11 protein-coding genes and 1 pseudogene are annotated in these 18,213 nt (G+C 68.4%); 9 read left to right on the top strand and 3 right to left on the bottom strand.

Annotated elements, in window-relative coordinates; translation table 11 throughout:
• Positions 1 to 184 precede the first annotated feature (184 nt).
• The 6 genes from ACWEO7_RS34905 (at position 185) to ACWEO7_RS34880 (ending at position 11,898) form a co-directional block, all read left to right on the top strand.
• Positions 185 to 682, top strand: coding sequence for a DUF732 domain-containing protein (locus ACWEO7_RS34905; protein WP_452429597.1), 498 nt, complete (start codon positions 185 to 187; stop codon positions 680 to 682).
• Complete coding sequence (locus ACWEO7_RS34900; protein WP_452429598.1) at positions 673 to 1,665, top strand: cutinase family protein; 993 nt, start codon at positions 673 to 675, stop codon at positions 1,663 to 1,665. The genes ACWEO7_RS34905 and ACWEO7_RS34900 overlap by 10 nt, the downstream gene beginning before the upstream one ends.
• 170 nt (positions 1,666 to 1,835) lie before the next feature.
• Complete coding sequence (locus ACWEO7_RS34895) at positions 1,836 to 2,879, top strand: LLM class F420-dependent oxidoreductase (protein WP_356963344.1); 1,044 nt, start codon at positions 1,836 to 1,838, stop codon at positions 2,877 to 2,879.
• Positions 2,880 to 3,068: 189 nt separating this feature from the next.
• Positions 3,069 to 4,982 carry a long-chain-fatty-acid--AMP ligase FadD32 gene (gene fadD32, locus ACWEO7_RS34890; RefSeq protein WP_450016913.1) on the top strand — a complete coding sequence of 638 codons (1,914 nt, stop codon included), beginning with the start codon at positions 3,069 to 3,071 and terminating at the stop codon, positions 4,980 to 4,982.
• Between the two features lie 110 nt (positions 4,983 to 5,092).
• Entirely contained in the window at positions 5,093 to 10,357 is a 5,265-nt protein-coding gene (gene pks13, locus ACWEO7_RS34885; RefSeq protein WP_452429595.1) for a polyketide synthase Pks13, read from the top strand.
• On the top strand, positions 10,354 to 11,898 hold the full coding sequence (locus ACWEO7_RS34880) for an acyl-CoA carboxylase subunit beta (protein WP_452429593.1): 1,545 nt from the start codon (positions 10,354 to 10,356) through the stop codon (positions 11,896 to 11,898). Before pks13 ends, ACWEO7_RS34880 begins: the two co-directional genes overlap by 4 nt.
• A gap of 67 nt (positions 11,899 to 11,965) precedes the next feature.
• Here the strand turns inward: ACWEO7_RS34880 and ACWEO7_RS34875 are convergent, their stop codons facing one another.
• Positions 11,966 to 12,463: a peptidylprolyl isomerase gene (locus tag ACWEO7_RS34875; protein ID WP_452429591.1), complete on the bottom strand. Its 498-nt coding sequence runs from the start codon at positions 12,461 to 12,463 to the stop codon at positions 11,966 to 11,968.
• A gap of 226 nt (positions 12,464 to 12,689) precedes the next feature.
• On the opposite strand from ACWEO7_RS34875, the gene ACWEO7_RS34870 reads away from it, so the two are divergent.
• Together ACWEO7_RS34870 and ACWEO7_RS34865 are read left to right on the top strand one after the other, a co-directional pair.
• A complete protein-coding gene (locus ACWEO7_RS34870) occupies positions 12,690 to 16,055 on the top strand; it encodes an arabinosyltransferase domain-containing protein (RefSeq protein ID WP_452429589.1) in 3,366 nt (1,121 codons plus the stop codon).
• A gap of 86 nt (positions 16,056 to 16,141) precedes the next feature.
• Positions 16,142 to 16,459, top strand: a pseudogene (locus ACWEO7_RS34865) (Uma2 family endonuclease); the annotation flags it as partial.
• An 80-nt stretch (positions 16,460 to 16,539) separates the two neighbouring features.
• Here the strand turns inward: ACWEO7_RS34865 and ACWEO7_RS34860 are convergent.
• Together ACWEO7_RS34860 and ACWEO7_RS34855 are read right to left on the bottom strand one after the other, a co-directional pair.
• A complete protein-coding gene (locus ACWEO7_RS34860) occupies positions 16,540 to 16,698 on the bottom strand; it encodes a hypothetical protein (protein WP_452429587.1) in 159 nt (52 codons plus the stop codon).
• Between the two features lie 85 nt (positions 16,699 to 16,783).
• Entirely contained in the window at positions 16,784 to 17,185 is a 402-nt protein-coding gene (locus ACWEO7_RS34855; protein ID WP_452429585.1) for a winged helix-turn-helix transcriptional regulator, read from the bottom strand.
• Between the two features lie 99 nt (positions 17,186 to 17,284).
• Here ACWEO7_RS34855 and ACWEO7_RS34850 point away from each other — a divergent pair, with 99 nt between their 5' ends.
• Positions 17,285 to 18,136, top strand: a complete 852-nt coding sequence (locus tag ACWEO7_RS34850; RefSeq protein ID WP_452429583.1) for an NADP-dependent oxidoreductase — start codon at positions 17,285 to 17,287, stop codon at positions 18,134 to 18,136.
• Positions 18,137 to 18,213: the final 77 nt, after the last annotated feature.

Below are 18,213 nucleotides of genomic sequence, written 5' to 3'. Positions count from 1 at the left end.
CCGCCGCGTTCGCGACGCAGTCGCCAGCGGCGGTCGCTCGGACGCGAGCCACAAGGGGGCCGCGAACACGCCGCGCGAAGGCGCGGCAAATTCAACACCGCTAGCCTGGTGGGCGACCCGACCCCGCTCAGTGACAGATCGAGGACAAGAATTCATGCATCGGACCCGTGGAAAGGTATTCGGCGTGGTTGTGGCGATTGCCGCAACCGGCCTGCTCGCCGCGTGCGGCGACAATGATTCGACCGCGACGAGCACGCCATCGCCTACCCGCACCACGACGGCAGCGGCGGCGACCACGTCGCCGGTCGCTTCGACTCCCGCCGGAACCGGCCAGCCCGCTCCCGCGCCGGAGCAGCCCACCACGACGGTGGCGCCCGAGCGTCCGCAACCGGTGCCGACCGAAGCCGTCCCGCCCGCCGACACCTCGAAGCTCACCGACAAGGACAAGAAGTTCCTGGACGAGCTGGCCAAGCAGGGTGTCACCCCGTCGAGCCCGGACATCGCGCTGAGCATCGGCGCGTACGTCTGCCAGGGCACCGCCGCGGGCGCGTCCGATCAGGATCTGATGACCTTCGTCAACGCCATGGCAGGTTCGGATCCGTCCTTCGACCCGGCGAAGATGCCGGTGGAGAAGGCCGGGCAGATCTACATCTCCACCGCTCGCGCCACGTACTGCCAGTGAGTTCGCGCGTCCGTTCGACCTCCCGCCGGTCCAGGCCGGCGGGATGTCTGCTCGTGATCGGCGGCATCCTGCTGATCGTCCTGGTGGTCCTGCTGCTGTGGTACCTGCTCGCAGGGCGTTTGCGCCCGCCCGGCCCCGGGCCGAAACCGCCGGAACGCCCGACCTCGCAGCCCGCGAGCTGTCCGGATGTGCAGATGATCTCGGTGCCCGGCACGTGGGAGTCGAACAGCGCCGACGATCCGCACAATCCGACCGCCAACCCGGTGTCGCTGATGCTCAACGTCTCCGGCCCGATCACCCAGCGATTCCCGAGCGAGCGGGTGGACGTGTACACCGTTCCGTACGTCGCGCAGTTCTCCAATCCGATCGCGATCCCGCCGGACGGCCAGCAGTCGTACAACAACAGCCGATCCGAGGGCACCCAGCGGATGGTCGACGCCATGGCCGCGCGGCACCAGGAGTGCCCGCTGACCACCTACGTGCTCGCGGGGTTCTCCCAGGGCGCGGTGATCGCGGGTGATGTCGCCGCGCAGATCGGTGCGGGCGCGGGCCCCGTGCCCGCCGATCTGGTGCTGGGCGTCACGTTGATCGCCGACGGACGCCGTACCGGCGACAACGGCCCGGGCCAGGCGATCCAGATCGGCCCCCCGCCGCCGGGTGTGGGTGCCGAAGTCGCGCTGAAGGGGTTGAACGTGCCCGGCATCACGATGACCGGTCCGCGTCAAGGGGGCTTCGGCACGCTGGCCGATCGCACCTACACCATGTGCGCGCCCGGCGATCTGATCTGCGACGCCCCCCGGGAGGCGCTGAGTCCGTGGAACATCCTGGGCAGCGTGAACACGCTGGTCCGGGCCGCGGGAAACCCGGTGCATACCCTCTACAACAGCTTCGTCGTGGACGGCGACGGCAACACCGCGACGCAGTGGACGGCGAACTGGGCGGCCGGACTCATCGAGACAGCGCCGCATCCGGCTCATTCGTGAGAATTCACAGCCCGTGAGATACCCCGCACCGGATTGGCGTGACAAGCGCAACTCGAGTTGGGTAGCACGCTGTAAAGTGCGCTGGTGATCGCGACGCCGGGCACCACCCCAGCGCGGACCCGAACGGGGCGTCGCGCCCGTATTTTCCTTACAGCCAGGAGCATGAGTTCATGACAGAAGCCGCCGCACCGGCCACCACGGCGAGCCGTGACGCGGATGCTGCGTTGTCCGCGCTGGGCACTCCGTTGCGCCCGTTCCGCTTCGCGGCGGCCGGGGAAGGAAACAAGCAGGAGGGCGGCGCGCGGAAGTTCGTGCAGACCGCTCAGCAGGCCGAGGAGTACGGCTTCGACACCTTCGTGGTGCCCGACCACCTCGGTGAGCAGATCGGGCCGATCGCCGCACTCGGCGCGCTGACCCAGGCCACCGAGAAGATCCGGCTCGGCACGTCGGTGCTGGCGAACGGTTTCCGCCACCCCGTCGTGCTGGCCAAGGATCTGGCGACCATCGACGTGCTCTCCAAGGGCAGGCTCGAGGTCGGCGTCGGCGCGGGCTGGATCAAGGAGGAGTTCGAGAACGCGGGCATCCCGTACGAGTCGCCCGGTGTCCGGCTGGAGAAGCTGGACGAGTCGTTGACCATTCTCGACGTGCTGCTGCGCGGCCAGGAGTGCACCTTCGAGGGCAAGCACTACCAGGTCCGCGGTGTCAAGGGGACCCCACGGCCGCGGCAGGGCCCACGCCCCCCGATCTGCACCGGCGGCGGCGGTCCGAAGATGCTGCGGCTGGCCGCCAAGCACGCCGACATCGTCTCCGTCGTTCCCGTGACCACCAAGAACGGCAAGGGCCTGCTCTCCGGCATCACCATCGAGAAGGCCGTGGAAAAGGTGAATCTGATCAAGGAGGCCGCCGGTGACCGGTTCGCCGACATCGAGCTGAACTGGGCCATCACCGCCATCGTGATCACCGACGATCGCGAGAAGACCGCGGAGATGGCGCTGTCGGCGTTGGACCGGGGACTGCACCCGAACCTGGAGGTCGATGTTCAGCTGTCCGTCGAGGACATCCTGAACTCGCCCTACGTGGCGATCGGAACATTCGAGGAGATCGCCGAGCAGATCCGCCGTGTGCGGCAGCTCACCTCGATGTCCTATGTCGGTGTATTCCCCACCCAGATGGACGCGTTCGCCCCCGTTATTCCCCTGCTGCGGGACGAGTGAACCGGTCTTCTCTGTAACATGACTCTGGTTTGAGTACATCTAGCCGATAGCGGTCACCGCGCAGACCGCACAAAATCTGCAGGCTGGCTCTGCACTTGGAGCACCCGCGGGCGAAAGCGAGTCGGGGCCTCACAGGTAAAAGCGGCGATCTCGCCGTCTTGCTGCGTGTGCCTCGGAGGAGAAGAAGGAATGGAAGAGACTTTCGACGACTACCTGGACGAAACCGGGAACATCCGCATTCCCGAGGATCACACCCTGGTTGATCACGTCGAGAAGCACACCCGGAACGACGCGAACACCCTGGCGTATCGCTACATCGACTACTCGCGCGAGCGCGACGGTGAGGCGCAGGAGTTGACGTGGCGTGAGTTCGGTATTCGGCTGCGCGCGGTGGCCGCTCGACTGCAGCAGGTGACCAACCCGGGCGACCGGGTCGCGATCCTCGCGCCGCAGGGCTTGGATTACGTGATCTCCTTCTTCGCCGCGATCTACGCGGGCACCATCTCGGTCCCGCTGTTCGACCCGGACGAGCCAGGCCACACCGATCGCCTGCACGCGGTGCTCGGCGACTGTGAGCCCTCGGCCATCCTGACCGCGAGCTCCTCCGCGGCCGGGGTGCGGCAGTTCTTCCGCTCGCTGCCCGCCGCCCAGCGCCCGCGCATCATCGCGGTGGACGCGATTCCCGACAGCGTCGGCGAGAGCTGGGTGCGCCCGGACATCGCGATCGATGACATCGCCTACCTGCAGTACACCTCGGGGTCCACCCGGGTGCCCGCGGGTGTGGAGATCACGCACCGCGCGGTGGGCACCAACGTGCTGCAGATGGTCGACGCGATCAACCTGGACTGGAACTCACGCGGCGTCACCTGGCTGCCGCTGTTCCACGACATGGGCCTGCTGACGGTGATCCTGCCCGCGGTGGGCGGCAAGTACATCACCATCATGTCGCCGAGCGCGTTCGTGCGCCGTCCCTACCGGTGGATCAAGGAGCTGGCCGCGGTTTCCGACGGCGCCGGAACCTTCGCCGCCGCACCGAACTTCGCGTTCGAGCACGCCGCGGCGCGCGGTCTGCCGAAGAACGGCGAGTCGCTGGATCTGTCGAACGTCATCGGCCTGATCAACGGCAGCGAGCCGGTGACCACCTCCTCGATGAAGAAGTTCAACGAGGCGTTCGCCCCTTACGGGCTGCCCAAGACCGCCATCAAGCCCTGCTACGGCATGGCCGAGGCCACGCTGTTCGTCTCCGCCACCAAGGCCGAGGACGAGGCCAAGGTCACCTACGTCGACCGCAAGGAACTCAACGCGGGCCGCATGGTGAAGGTCGACCCCGGCCACGAGGACGCGATCGCGCAGGTGTCCTGCGGCTATATCGCGCTCTCGCAGTGGGCGACGATCATCGATCCGGAGTCCGTGGAGTCGGGCGGCGGTCGCGAGGTGCCCGACGGGCACGTGGGCGAGATCTGGCTGCACGGCAACAACATGGGCATCGGCTACTGGGGCCGTCCCGACGAGACGGCGGCGACGTTCCAGAACAAGGTCACCGAGCGCCTGTCCGAGGGCAGCCACGCCGAGGGCACCGAGCCGGACGCGAACTGGATGCGCACCGGCGACTACGGCGTGTACTTCGAGGGCGAGCTCTACATCACCGGCCGGGTCAAGGACCTGGTGATCGTGGACGGTCGCAACCACTACCCGCAGGACCTCGAGTTCTCCGCGCAGGAAGCCAGCACCGCGCTGCGTCCCGGCTTCGTGGCGGCGTTCTCGGTGCCCGCCAACCAGCTCCCTGCCGAGGTGTTCGAGCAGGGCAGCCACTCCGGCCTGCAGTTCGACGCCGACGACGCGTCCGAGCAGCTGGTCATCGTGGGTGAGCGCGGTCCGGGTGCGGGCAAGGCCGATCCGCTGCCGATCGCCGACGCGGTGCGCGCGGCGATCTCCCAGCGCCACGGCGTGACCGTTCGAGACGTGCTGCTGGTGCCCGCGGGATCGATCCCCCGCACCTCCAGCGGCAAGATCGCCCGCCGCGCCTGCCGGGCGGCCTATCTGGAGGGAACGCTGCGGGGTGGTTACACCCAGCAGGCTTTCCCCGATGCACCGGAAGAGTAATTGCCAGGGGCGGCCTCGGACCGACCATCGACGCTCGGCGCCGAGCTTCTCGAGCGCCGAGCCGTCAAACACGGTACGCCCGGTACGCAGACAGGTAGCTTGAGGAATTGATGGCTGACAACGAGGGCACGCCCACCCAGACGACCGACACCCCACCCGTGGAGACCGTCGCCGACGCGGCGGCCCCGGCCGAGTCCGCGAAGGACGGCGCGCAGACCGACATGTCGGTGGCGGAGCTGCGTGAGTGGCTGCGGCGCTGGGTCTCCGAGGCGACCGGGCAACCGATCGAGCAGATCACCGTGGACCGGCCGATGGAGGAGTTCGGGCTCGCCTCGCGGGACGCCATCGCCCTCGGCGGGGACATCGAGGAACTGACCGGCGTGATGCTGAACGCGACGATCGTGTACCAGCATCCGACCATCGCCTCGCTGGCCGAGCGGATCATCAACGGTGAGCCGGACCTGCCCGCGGAGTCGTCCGACGACGCCTACTACACCGCGGGCTACGCGCCGGGTGAGGCGCACGACATCGCGATCGTAGGTCTGTCGACGCGGCTGCCCGGCGCGGGCGACACTCCGGAGTCGACGTGGGAATTCCTCATCGGACGCGGTGACGGCATCCGGGAGCGGCCCGAAGGGCGCTGGTCGGAGTTCCTGGCCGAGCCGCGGTTGGCGGAAGCGGTCGAGAACGCCAACACCAGGGGCGGCTATCTCGATCAGGACGTCGTCAAGGGTTTCGACGCCGAGTTCTTCGCCATGTCGCCGGTCGAGGTCGAGCGGGTCGATCCGCAGCAGCGCCTGATGATGGAGCTGACCTGGGAGGCGTTGGAGCACGCCAGGATTCCGGCCAGCGAACTCAAGGGCGAGCCGGTCGGCGTGTTCATCGGCTCGTCGGGCAACGACTTCATGCTGCTCGCGGCGCTCGGCCTTGGCAGCGAGCGCGATCCGAACGTGCCGGTATCGGCCGAGGCCTACGCGATCATGGGCAGCGTCACGTCCATCATCCCCAACCGGGTTTCCTACTTCTTCGACTTCCGCGGTCCGTCGGTGGCCGTGGACACCGCCTGCTCCTCGACCCTGGTCGCGGTGCACGAGGCGGTGCAGGCGCTGCGCAGCGGTGACGCCGACCTGGCGCTCGCCGGTGGCGTGAACATGTTGCTCGCGCCGATGGCCACGCTCGGTTTCGACGCCAATGGCGGCGTCGCCAAGGACGGGCACATCAAGGCATTCTCCAGCGACGCCGACGGCATGGTCCGCTCCGAGGGCGGCGGTCTGGTGGTGCTGAAGCGGCTCGCCGACGCGGAACGCGACGGCGACACGATCTACGCCGTGATCAAGGGCTCCGCGGTGAACAACGACGGGCGGTCCAACGGTCTGCTCGCCCCGAATCCCGACGCGCAGGCCGAAGTGCTGCGTCGCGCCTACCGGGACGCGGGCATCGCGCCGTCGGCGGTGGATTACATCGAGGCGCACGGAACCGGCACCCTGATCGGCGACCCGATCGAGGCCGACGCGCTCGGCCGGGTGGTCGGCCGGGGACGCGCAGCCGACGAGCCCGCGTTGCTCGGTTCGGCCAAGACCAACTTCGGTCACCTGGAGTCGGGCGCCGGTGCGGCGAGCCTGGCGAAGGTGATCATGTCGTTGCAGCACAACGTCATTCCGCCGAACATCAACTACGCCGGACCGAACCCGTACATCCCGTGGGATCAGGCGCACCTGAAGATCGTCGACGAGCCCACCGAGTTCCCCCGCTACAGCGGCAAGGCCACCATCGGCATCTCCGGTTTCGGCTTCGGCGGCACCAACGCGCACGTCGTCGTCCAGGAATACGTGCCGACCACGACCGACACCCAGGCTCCTTTCTCCGAGCTGGAGGCTCGGCTGGACGAGGACGCGGTGGAGGAGACCACCGACGCGGCGACGGAATCCGAGGCCCGCGACGCCGTGGCCGAGGTGGCGGCCGAAGCCGACGCGGAATGGACCGCCGAGCGCACCGAGCCGCTGCCGCAGATCCTGCCCGTATCGGGTTATCTGCCTTCGCGGCGCCGTCGTGCCGCCGCCGAGCTGGCCGACTGGCTGGAATCCGAGGCGGGCGCGCAGACTCCGCTCGCCGATGTGGCGCGGTCGCTGGCCAAGCGCAGCCACTGGCGTTCGCGCGGCGTGGTGCTGGCCAAGACGCACGAAGAGGCGATCGCCGGACTGCGCGCCATCGCGGCGGGCAAGCCGGGCACCGGCGTCTTCACCGCGGACGCGCCCGCGGCCATGGGCCCGATGTGGGTGCTGGCCGGTTTCGGCGCGCAGCACCGCAAGATGGGCAAGCAGCTCTACCTGGAGAACTCGATCTTCGCGAAGGCCGTCGACGAGGTCGACGAGCTGGTGCAGGACGAGGCCGGATACTCGGTGCGCGAACTGTTCCTCGACGACAGCCAGGACTACAACGTCGGCACCTCGCAGGTCGGCATCTTCACCATCCAGGTCGGACTGGCGGCGCTGCTGCGCGCGCACGGCGCGGAACCCGAAGCGGTGGTGGGTCATTCCATGGGCGAGGTCGCGGGCGCGTACATCGCCGGTGGTCTCTCGCTCGAGGACGCGGTGCGCGTGATCTGCGCCCGTTCCCGCCTCATGGGCGAGGGCGAGCAGATGATCAGCGACGACGACGTGCGCAACATGGCGCTCATCGAGTACAGCGCCGAGGACGTCGCGAAGCTGCTGCCGGAATACCCGGACGTCGAGGTCGCGGTGTACGCCGCGCCGACGAACACGGTGATCGGCGGTCCGCAGGACCAGGTCGCGGCGATCGTCGCGCGGGTGGAGGCGGCGGGCAAGTTCGCCCGGGTGCTGCAGACCCGCGGTGCGGGCCACACCTCGCAGATGGATCCGCTGCTCGGCGAGCTGGCCGCGGAGCTGGCCGGTATCGAGCCGACCAAGCTGAAGACCGGCCTGTACTCGACGGTGCACAAGGAAGAGTTCTTCCGCTCCGGTCACGACCCGATCCACGACGAGGACTACTGGGTCAAGAACATGCGCCACAGCGTGTACTTCACGAACGCGGTGAAGCTCGCCGTGGACGCGGGGCACACCACGTTCCTGGAGCTGGCGCCGAATTCCGTCGCGCTGATGCAGGTGCTGGGCACCACCTTCGCCGCGGGCGTGCACGACGCGCAGCTCATCCCCACGCTCAAGCGCAAAGAAGACGAGTCCGCCGGTGTGATCGCCGCGCTCGCCCAGCTCTACGTGCACGGGCACAAGGTGGATCTGTTCTCGCTGCTCGGTGCAGGCGAGTACGCCGACGTTCCGCGCACCACGTTCGTGCGCAAGGAGTACTGGCCGAAGGTCCAGCTGTCCTCGGGCGGCAACGGCCGGGTTCCCGGTGCGCACGTGGCGCTGCCGGACGGCAGGCACGTCTGGGAGGTCCAGGCCTCCTCGGTGACCGATCTCGCCGGACTCGTGCGCGCCGCGGCGGCGCAGGTGCTCAGCGAGGTGTCGCTGGGCGTGTCCATCCCGCACGCGCCGATCCCGGCCGCGGGCACGCTCACCACCACGCTCACCCCGCATCCCGGCGGCGCCTCGGTGCAGGTGCATGCCAAGGAGGGCAGCGCCTTCCGCCTGGTGTTCGACGCCGTGGTCACCTCCGGTGCTCCGCTGCCGGAACCTGTTGTGGCCGAAACGGTCCCGGTGCCCGCCGCACAGCCCCAGGGCGACGCCGACATCGAGGTCGTGGAAACCTTCGGCGACCGGTGGGATCCGAACGGCACGCAGACCGTCGAGGAGCGGCTCGCGCTGATCGTCGCGGAGTCCATGGGTTACGCGGTCGAGGATCTTCCGATGGAGATCCCGCTGATGGAACTCGGTCTGGACTCGCTGATGGCGATGCGCATCAAGAACCGGGTGGAGTACGAGTTCGACATCCCGCAGTTGCAGGTACAGGCCGTGCGGGACGCGAGCCTGCACGAGGTCGGCAAGGTGCTGCGGTACGCGATCGAGCACCGCGACGAGGTGCAGGCGATGGCGGATCAGCAGGCCGCCGACAAGGCCGCGGGCGGCACCGGCGAGCTGGCCGTCGACTCCGATTTCATCGCCACGGCCCGCGCGGCGCTGGCCACCGGGGCCGACCCGGTCGCGGCGGTCACCGGCAAGACGACCGACGCGCCCGAGACCGCACCGGCTGACGCGCCGACGGATTCCGTGGCGCCGGAAAGCGCTGTGCCCGAAGCCGTGGCGCCCGCACCCCAGCCTGCTGCCGCGCCCGCGGCCGTGTTCGGCGGCGCTGCCGAGCAGCCCGCCGACGAGGACGACGTCCCGCCGCGCGACGCCGCCGAGCGCCTGACCTTCGCCACCTGGGCGGTGGTCACCGGCAAGTCGGCCGGAGGCATCTTCAACACGCTGCCGATCCTCGACGAGGACACCGCGGAGAAGCTGGCCGCGCGCCTGACCGAGCGGGTCAAGGCCGAGGTCACCGTGGACGACGTGCTCGATTGCGAGACCATCGAGCAGCTCTCCGACATCGTTCGCAACCTGCAGGACAGCGGCGCGGATGTGGACGGGTGCGTGCGTCCGCTGCGGGCTCGCGCGGAGGGCTCGAACGCGGTTCCGGTGTTCGTGTTCCATCCCTCCGGTGGAAACACACTGGTGTACGAACCTCTGCTGAAGCGGCTGCCCGCCGACACGCCGATGTACGGCTTGGAACGGGTCGACGGCTCCATCGAGGAACGAGCCCGCCAATACCTGCCCGAGCTGCGCAAGCTCCAGGGCGATGGGCCGTTCGTGCTGTACGGCTGGTCGCTGGGCGCGGTGCTGGCCATGCAGACCGCGCAACTGCTGCGGGCCGAGGGCGCGGACGTGCGCGTGGTCGGCCTGATCGATCTGGCCATTCCGACGCAGGGCGAGGACAACAGTCCCGAGGAGCGGGTGCGGCGGATCGAGCGCTACCAAACCTTCGCCAAGAAGACCTATGGCGTCGACGGCGAACTGGACCGCGAACAGCTGGAGACACTGGCCGCGGCTTCCGACGAAGAGCAGTTCAAGATGATCAGCGACCTGATCAAGATCAGTGGCGCGAAGATTCCCGGTGGCGTGCTCGAGCATCAGCGCACCTCGTGGATCGATAGTCGCCATCTCGCCCGTACCCAACCGTCCCACTACGACGGCAACGTCGTGCTCTACCTCGCCGATCGCTACCACGACGGGATGATCGAGCTCGAGCCACGCTTCGCCGACCGGGTGCCGAACGGCGGCTGGGACGAGTACATCCCGAATTTGGAGGTCGTCCACATCGCCGGCGACCACCTGCAGATCATCGACGAACCGCGGATCGGCAAGATCGGAGCCGACCTGACCGCGAAGCTCGCCGCGATCGAGGCGAAAGGGGCCAAGTGAGCACTACTGCCGAAAAACTCGCCGACCTGCGCAAGCGTCTGGAATTAGCGCAGGAGCCGGCGGGTGAAGCGGGCGTGGCCAAGCGGGCGAAGAAAGGCATCCCCAGCGCCCGCGACCGGATCAACATGCTGCTCGATCCGGGAACCTTCGTGGAAATCGGCGCGCTGGTCCGCAAACCGGGCGACTCCGCCGCGCTCTACGGCGACGGCGTCGTCACCGGGCACGGTTTGGTCGAAGGCAGGCCCGTGGCGGTGTTCTCGCACGACCAGACCGTCTACGGCGGTTCGGTCGGCGAGATGTTCGGCCGCAAGGTGGCCGGGATCCTGGAGTACGCCGCCAAGGTGGGGTGCCCGGTGGTCGGCATCAACGACTCCGGCGGCGCGCGCGTGCAGGAGGCGGTGACCTCACTGGCCTGGTACGCCGAGCTGGGGCGGCGACAGGAGCCGCTGTCCGGGCTGGTCCCGCAGATCTCGATGATCCTCGGCAAATGCGCCGGTGGCGCCGTCTACGCCCCGATCAACACCGACGTGGTGGTGGCGACCGAAGAGGCGTACATGTTCGTCACCGGGCCGAAGGTGATCCGTGAGGTCACCGGCGAGGACGTGAGTCTCGAGGAACTCGGCGGCGCGCGCAGCCAGGCGGAGTACGGCAACATCCACCACGTGGCCAAGGACGAATCGGCCGCCTTCGAGTGGGTGCGCGACTACCTGAGCTACCTGCCGACCAGCTGCCAGGAGCTGGCGCCGATCGTGAATCCCGGCTTGGAGCCGGAGATCACCGACACCGACCTGGAGCTGAACTCGATCGTCCCGGACTCCGACAACGCCGGGTACGACATGCACGAGATCCTGCTGCGCATCTTCGACGACGGTGCCTTCCACGAATTCGGCGCTTCGGCGGGGCGCAACGTCATCACCGGCTTCGCCCGCGTGGACGGCCGCAGCGTCGGCGTGGTGGCCAACCAGCCGATGGTGTACGCGGGCGCGCTGGACGCCCGCGCCTCGGACAAGGCGGCACATTTCGTGCGTCTGTGCGACGCGTTCGAGATCCCGCTGGTGTTCGTCGTGGACACGCCCGGGTTCTTGCCCGGTGTGGAACAGGAGAAGATCGGCGTCATCAAGCGCGGTGGACGGTTCCTGTTCTCCTATGTGGAGGCGTCGGTGCCGAAGGTCACCGTGGTGATCCGCAAGTCCTACGGCGGCGGTTACGCCGTGATGGGCTCCAAGCAGCTGGGCGCCGACGTGAACCTGGCCTGGCCGACGGCGCGGATCGCGGTCATGGGCGCCGAGAGCGCGGTCAGCTTGATCGGAGCCAAGCAGATCGACGCCGCGCCCGAGGACCAGCGGGCGGCGATTCGCCAGCAGATGATCGATTTCTACAACGCCACCGTGGCGACGCCGTGGGTGGCCGCCGAACGCGGATACGTCGACGCGGTCATCGAGCCATCGACGACCCGGCTGGAAATCCGTCGTGCGCTACAACTGTTGCGGGACAAGTCCGTTGCTCGCAATCCGCGCAAGCATCACCTGCTGCCGCTGTAGCGACCGGTACACGATCGGGCCGCACCCCAAGGGGCGCGGCCCGATTCGCGTCTGGCGTCTCGAATGATCAGCTGACGGTGACGGATTCGATGACGACGTCGTCGACCGGCACGTCCTGATGCATGCCCGCCGAGGAGGTGCGGACACCCGCGATCTTGTCGACCACGTCGGCGCCCTCGGTCACCGCGCCGAAGACGGCGTAGCCCCAACCCGCCGCGGTGGGAGCGGAGTGGTTGAGGAAGTCGTTGTCGGAGACATTGATGAAGAACTGCGCGGTGGCCGAGTGCGGGTCGTTGGTGCGCGCCATCGCGACGGTGTACTTGTTGTTCTTCAGGCCGTTGTTCGCTTCGTTCTGGATCGGGGCATTGGTGCCCTTCTGACGCAACCCGGGCTCGAACCCGCCGCCCTGGATCATGAAGCCGGGGATGACGCGGTGGAAGATGGTGCCGTTGTAGTGGCCGGCGTTCGCGTAGTCCACGAAATTGCGCACCGTGTTGGGCGCTTTCTGATCGTCCAGCTCGAGCACGATCGATCCGTAGTTCGTCGAGATATTCACCTTGGTCATACACCCACCTTTCCATCTCTCTGCGGCCCGGTGCGTCATACGGGTACTTTTCTGGCTACCGGGGTCGGATATGGAGAACCGGTTTCGTATACACATGGGTAACTCGCCGGGAACGCTCGGAATGTGATCGGCACCCGACGCAGGACCTGAACGCGAAGCTCGCAACACCCGGCTAGCACGGCCTAAAGACCCGGAGAGGCGGGGGAGCCAGCTAGCATTGCCAACCGTGCCCGACGCCGCAACCGCTGTTCTCACGAAACCTCCCGCCGCCCCGGTGGTGACCCCGAACGATTTCCGGACCGCCCGGCTCATCGCGCTGGTGGCCGGAGTGCTCGGCGCGTTGTTCGCGCTGGCGACGCCGTTCCTGCCGGTCACGCAGACGACCGCGGTGCTGAACTGGCCGCAGGGCGGGACGCTCGGCAATGTGCAGGCGCCGCTGATGTCGCAGGTCCCGATCGATCTGAAGGCGACGATCCCGTGCGAGACGATCGCCCAGCTACCCGAGCGCGGTGGCATGTTGCTGGCCACCGCGCCGCCGCAGGGCGACCGGGCCGCGCTGGAGGCGCTGTTCGTGCGGGTGTCGGAGACCTCGGTGGACGTGATCGACCGCAACGCGGTGGTGGTGTCGGCCGACCGCAACCGCATGGGCGAGTGCACGTCGCTGAGCATCGCCTCGGACAGCGACAGCACCTACGGCGTGTTCAACGGGCTCACCAGGCAGGTGGAGCGGCCGATCGAGGGCGGGGCGCCCGGGGCGAACGAGTCGGTCACCGTGCCGGCGGAGGGGCAGCTCGGCGGCGATCTGCGGCCCCAGGTGGTCGGGGTGTTCTCCGATCTGAAGGGCGCGGCGCCGAGCGGTTTGTCGTTCACCATGACGGTGGACACCCGCTTCTCCTCCAGCCCGACCGCGATCAAGCTGGTCGCGATGATCGCGGCGGTGCTGTGCACGCTGATCGCCTTGGCGGCGCTGGCCCGGCTCGACAGCAGTGACGGGCGTGGGCACCGCCGGTTCCTGCCCGCGAACTGGCTGAAGCCGACCTGGGCGGACGGCGCGGTGGTCGGCACGCTGCTGCTGTGGCATTTCGCGGGCGCGAACACCTCCGACGACGGCTACATCCTCAGCATGGTGCGGGTGGCCCCGCACGCGGGCTACATGGCCAACTACTTCCGCTGGTACGGCGTGCCGGAGGCGCCGTTCGGCTGGTACTACTACGTGATCCAGGTCTTCTCCGAGATCTCCACCGCCAGTGCCTGGGTGCGGTTGCCGGCGCTGGCCTGCGCGATCCTGTGCTGGCTGGTGATCAGCCGCGAGGTGGTGCCCCGGCTGGGTCGCGGGGTGCGCACCAGCAAGGTGGCGCTGTGGACCGGCGGGCTGGTGTTCCTGGCGTTCTGGCTGCCGTTCGACAACGGCCTGCGCTCCGAGCCGATCGTCGCGCTCGGTGCCCTGCTGACCTGGGTGTCGATCGAGCGGGCCATCGCGACCGGACGGCTGCTGCCCGCCGCGGTGGCCGTCCTGGTGGCGGCGTTCACTCTCGCCGCCGCGCCGACGGGCCTGATGTGCGTCGCCGCGCTGCTGGCCGGTATCCGTCCGATGCTGCGCATCGTGGTACGCAAGCACCGGCAGTTCGCCGCGCTCGGCGCCGGTCGGTGGGGCTCGACGCTGCCGCTGCTCGCACCGATCGCCGCGGCGGGCGTGCTCGTGCTCACGGCCGTCTACACCGACCAGACCTTCGCGGGCATCCAGGAGGCCAACCGGGTTCGCCAGGTGACCGGGCCGAACCTGGCCTGGTACGAGGACTACCTGCGCTACTACTACCTGTTCGTGGAGACCGTCGACGGCTCGCTGTCGCGGCGCTTCGCCTTCCTGGTGATGCTGCTGTGCCTGTTCACCACCATGCTGGTGCTGCTGCGGCGCAGGCGGGTACCGGGTATCTCCAGTGGTCCGACCTGGCGGTTGATGGGCGTGGTCTTCGGGACGATCTTCTTCATGATGTTCAACCCGACCAAGTGGACCCACCACTTCGGCGCGTACGCGGGCATCGCGGGTTCGCTGGCGGCGGTCACCGCGGTCGCGGTCTCGGCGAGTGCCCTGCGGGCCCGCAAGAACCGGGCCATCTTCCTGGCCGGGTTGCTGTTCGTGCTCGCGATCGCGTTCTCCGGCATCAACGGCTACTGGTACGTGTCCAGCTTCGGTGTGCCGTGGTTCGACAAGCGCGTCTCGCTGCACGGCTACCAGTCGAACACCCTCATGCTCGTGCTGTTCGGCGTGGCGCTTGCGCTGGTCGGTTGGTACGCGCTGCGGGAGGACTACACCGCGCCGCAGCCGTCGGCCAAGACGGCGCGCGGCAGGCGGATCCGCCGGTTCGCGGCGATCCCGCTGACCGTGGTCGCCGCGCTGATGGTCGCGCTCGAGGTGCTCTCGCTGGTGAAGGGCGCGGTCTCGCAGTATCCGGCGTACTCGCTGGCCCGGTCGAATATCGACGCGCTCAGCGGCAGCACCTGCGGCCTGGCCAACGACGTGCTGGTCGAGCCGGACCCGAACGCGGGCAAGTTGGAGCCGATCATCGATCCGGCGCACCCGCCGACGAATCCGTCCGATCCGCTGGCCGGTGTCGATCCGGTCGGTTTCGACCCCAACGGCGTGCCCAATGATCTGTCCGCCGACAGCGTCGAGGTGAAGCCGGGCACCGGGAATACTTCCACGCAGTCGGTCGGCGCGGCCTTCGCGGAGGGGCAGAGCGCGGGCACCGGCGGCGGCCAGGGCGCGCGCGGCGTCAACGGCTCCACCGTCGCCCTCCCGTTCGGCCTGGATCCGGCGACCACGCCGATCCTCGGCAGCTACCAGAACGGCGTGCAGCAGCCCGCGAACGTCACCTCGAGCTGGTACCAGTTGCCCGCGCGTTCGGCGGACAAGCCGCTGGTGGTGATCTCGGCCGCCGGTCGCATCCTCTCCTTCGACGACACCGGCGCGATGAAGTACGGCCAGTCGCTGACCGTCGACTACGGCAAGCGGCAGCCCGACGGCAGCGTGCAGAAGCTCGGCACCTACCTGCCGCGTGATATCGGCCCGTTCCCGTCCTGGCGCAACCTGCGGGTGCCGCTGGACGAGATCGCGCCCGACGCCGACGCGGTGCGCATCGTCGCCAACGACCCGATCCTGATCGGGGACCAGTGGCTGGCGTTCACGCCGCCGCGGATGCCGAAGTTGCAGACGCTCAACAGCCTGCTGGGTTCTCAGCAGCCGATCCTGCTCGACTGGGCGGTGGGCTTGCAGTTCCCGTGCCAGCGTCCGTTCGACCACCGCAACGGCGTGGCCGAGGCGCCCGGCTACCGCATCCTGCCGGACCGCCCGCTGGCCATCAGCTCGACGAATACCTGGCAGGCCGAGGAGTTCGGCGGCGTGCTCGGCTTCACACAGATGCTGGCCAGGTCCATCTCCGTGCCCACATACCTGAAGGACGACTGGGCGCGTGACTGGGGCTCCCTGGAGCGCTACGAACAGTACGACCGCAGCGCCGTCCCGGCGAAGCTGGACACCGGCACCGCGACACGCTCGGGCCTCTGGTCGCCGGGCAGTATGCGCGTGTTCTGATCGGGTGAACCACCCGAACCCGAGCCGTCGCGTAGGGCGCTGTTCCTGCGCGGCGGCTCGGCGACGTTCCGCTCAGCCTCCGCCGACCGGACGTCGTCGTGTCTCGCTGTCTGGACGACGATGCGCGGCTGTATGCCGATGACACCGTGCTCGTGGTCGAGATCGTCTCTCCCGACAGTTCACACCACACCGATACGGTGGAGAAAAAGGCCGCATACGCGGCGGTCGGTATCCCGGTCTACCTCATCGTCTTCCTCACCGAGCCCGGCGGTGGAATCGAGCAGATCGAGGAGTACCGGCTCTCCGAAGGTCGCTACCACCTGGTCTGTCTGCATACTCGCCGTCTGGCTGTGGACGTGCCGATACCCATCGACGTCGCGTTCAGCGAGCTGACCACGGGCTAGGTGCCCAGAACACAGGGCCGCCGCGCAGGTGAATCCTGCGCGGCGGCCCTGCCGTATGTCGCCGGTGCGTTACCGGGCGCTCAGACCTTCAGCCGAAGGCCGAGCTCGCGCCGGAGCACCTCTTGCGAAGGGAGGCGACCGAGCACGCGCAGCACCGCAGGCCGCAGCTCCCGTTGTTCCTCTTCGTTGAGCAGTCCGACAAGATCGCGCAGATCCATATCATCGAATGCCGTTGTCATGGCATTCAGATTAAGGCCAGCAGCCCGATTCGTCCTGCGATGCATAGCCACAGGTGGGAGCACATTTTCAGACCGGACAACCGGTTTATTGGACGGTGCGGTCGTAGCGCGCCCGCGCGGCGATCACGTCGTCCATGCGTGTCTCCGCCCATGCTTTCACCGCGCTCATGACCGGCTGAAGACTGCGGCCGAGCGGGGTGAGTTCGTAGTCGACGCGGACCGGGACTTCCGCGGTGATCCGCCGCTCCACCAGGCCGTCGCGTTCCAGTCCGCGCAGCGTCTGCGTGAGCATCTTGGGACTCACGCCCGCGATGATCCGGTTCAGTTCGCCGTAGCGCAACGGCCCGTCGGCGAGGGCGGCCAATACGAGGCTCACCCATTTGTCGCTGATCCGGTCCAGGAGTTGCCGGGTCGGGCATTCGGCGATGTACGCGTCGTACCGCTGTTTGGCCAGTTCACGGCGCTGCGCCGCGGTCTTTGTCGCCATCGGGAGCACCTCTCTGCCTCTAACGCACTTTCGGGTAACTACTACCCATTGGATAGTAACCGTTCCTAGATTGGTCGGCAGCAGAGAGGAAGGAACATCATGCGTGCAGTGGTAGTCCGCCGGCCGGGACCGGAAGCCGTGGTGGAGATCGTGGAAGTGCCGACCCCGCGGCCCGGTCCGGGTACGGTTCGCATCGCGGTCGCGGCGGCGACGGTGAACCCCGTGGATCTGATGGTGCGGGCTGGCGTGGGCGGCACACCGTTCGCCGCGCCGCGCGATCAGTGGGGCGTCGGCTGGGATGTCGCGGGCACGGTCGACGCGCTCGGCGCGGGCGTCACGGAGTTCACGGTGGGGCAAGCGGTGATCGGCATCAGCGACCGGCTCGACGTCTCGCTCGGTGCGCAGGCCGACTATGTGGTGCTGGAGGCCGGGAATGTCGCGCCCGCTCCGGTTTCCGTGTCGCCGGTGCAAGCGGCGACCCTCCCGCTCAACGGTCTCACCGCGCTGCAGGCTCTCGACGCGCTGGATCTCGCGTCCACCGACACGCTGCTGGTCACCGGCGCGGCGGGGGCTGTCGGCGGCTTCGCGGTCGAACTCGCGGCGGCGCAAGGTATCCGGGTGATCGCCGCGGCCGCACCCGCCGACGAGGACGCGGTGCGCGCCTTGGGCGCCACCGATTTCGTTCCGCGCCAGGCATCCTTGCCGGATGCCGTCCGCGCCATCGTCCCCGGCGGCGTCGACGCCGCCCTGGACGCGGCCGCCCTCGGCCCTGCGACGCTCGCCGCGGTGCGCGGCGGCGGACGATTCGCGTCGATCAGCGTTCCCAACACCCCGATCCCGTTGCGCGGCACCAAGGTCCACACAGTCCTGGTCCGCGCCGACCGCACCCGACTCGACTACCTCGTAACCCAAGTAGACGCGGGCAAACTAACCCCAATGCCGCTCACATAAGGGTTTGACCTGGTCGTCAAATTTGCGAACCGGTCGGTGGGTGAGGCGGAGTCGGTTGTGTCGCTTCAGTTGCGTGT

It is taken from the genome of Nocardia sp. NPDC004260 (assembly GCF_053603155.1).
Note: the sequence above shows the minus strand (reverse complement) of the source record. Positions and strands in the feature narration are given on the sequence as shown.

What these genes read in the sequence shown, in the direction of transcription:
- ACWEO7_RS34895 (WP_356963344.1), top strand. Translation starts at nt 1,836, where the DNA reads ATGACAGAAGCCGCCGCACCGGCCACCACGGCGAGCCGTGACGCGGAT.
- ACWEO7_RS34860 (WP_452429587.1), bottom strand. Translation starts at nt 16,698, where the DNA reads ATGACAACGGCATTCGATGATATGGATCTGCGCGATCTTGTCGGACTG.
- ACWEO7_RS34855 (WP_452429585.1), bottom strand. Translation starts at nt 17,185, where the DNA reads ATGGCGACAAAGACCGCGGCGCAGCGCCGTGAACTGGCCAAACAGCGG.
- fadD32 (WP_450016913.1), top strand. Translation starts at nt 3,069, where the DNA reads ATGGAAGAGACTTTCGACGACTACCTGGACGAAACCGGGAACATCCGC.
- pks13 (WP_452429595.1), top strand. Translation starts at nt 5,093, where the DNA reads ATGGCTGACAACGAGGGCACGCCCACCCAGACGACCGACACCCCACCC.
- ACWEO7_RS34875 (WP_452429591.1), bottom strand. Translation starts at nt 12,463, where the DNA reads ATGACCAAGGTGAATATCTCGACGAACTACGGATCGATCGTGCTCGAG.
- ACWEO7_RS34850 (WP_452429583.1), top strand. Translation starts at nt 17,285, where the DNA reads ATGCGTGCAGTGGTAGTCCGCCGGCCGGGACCGGAAGCCGTGGTGGAG.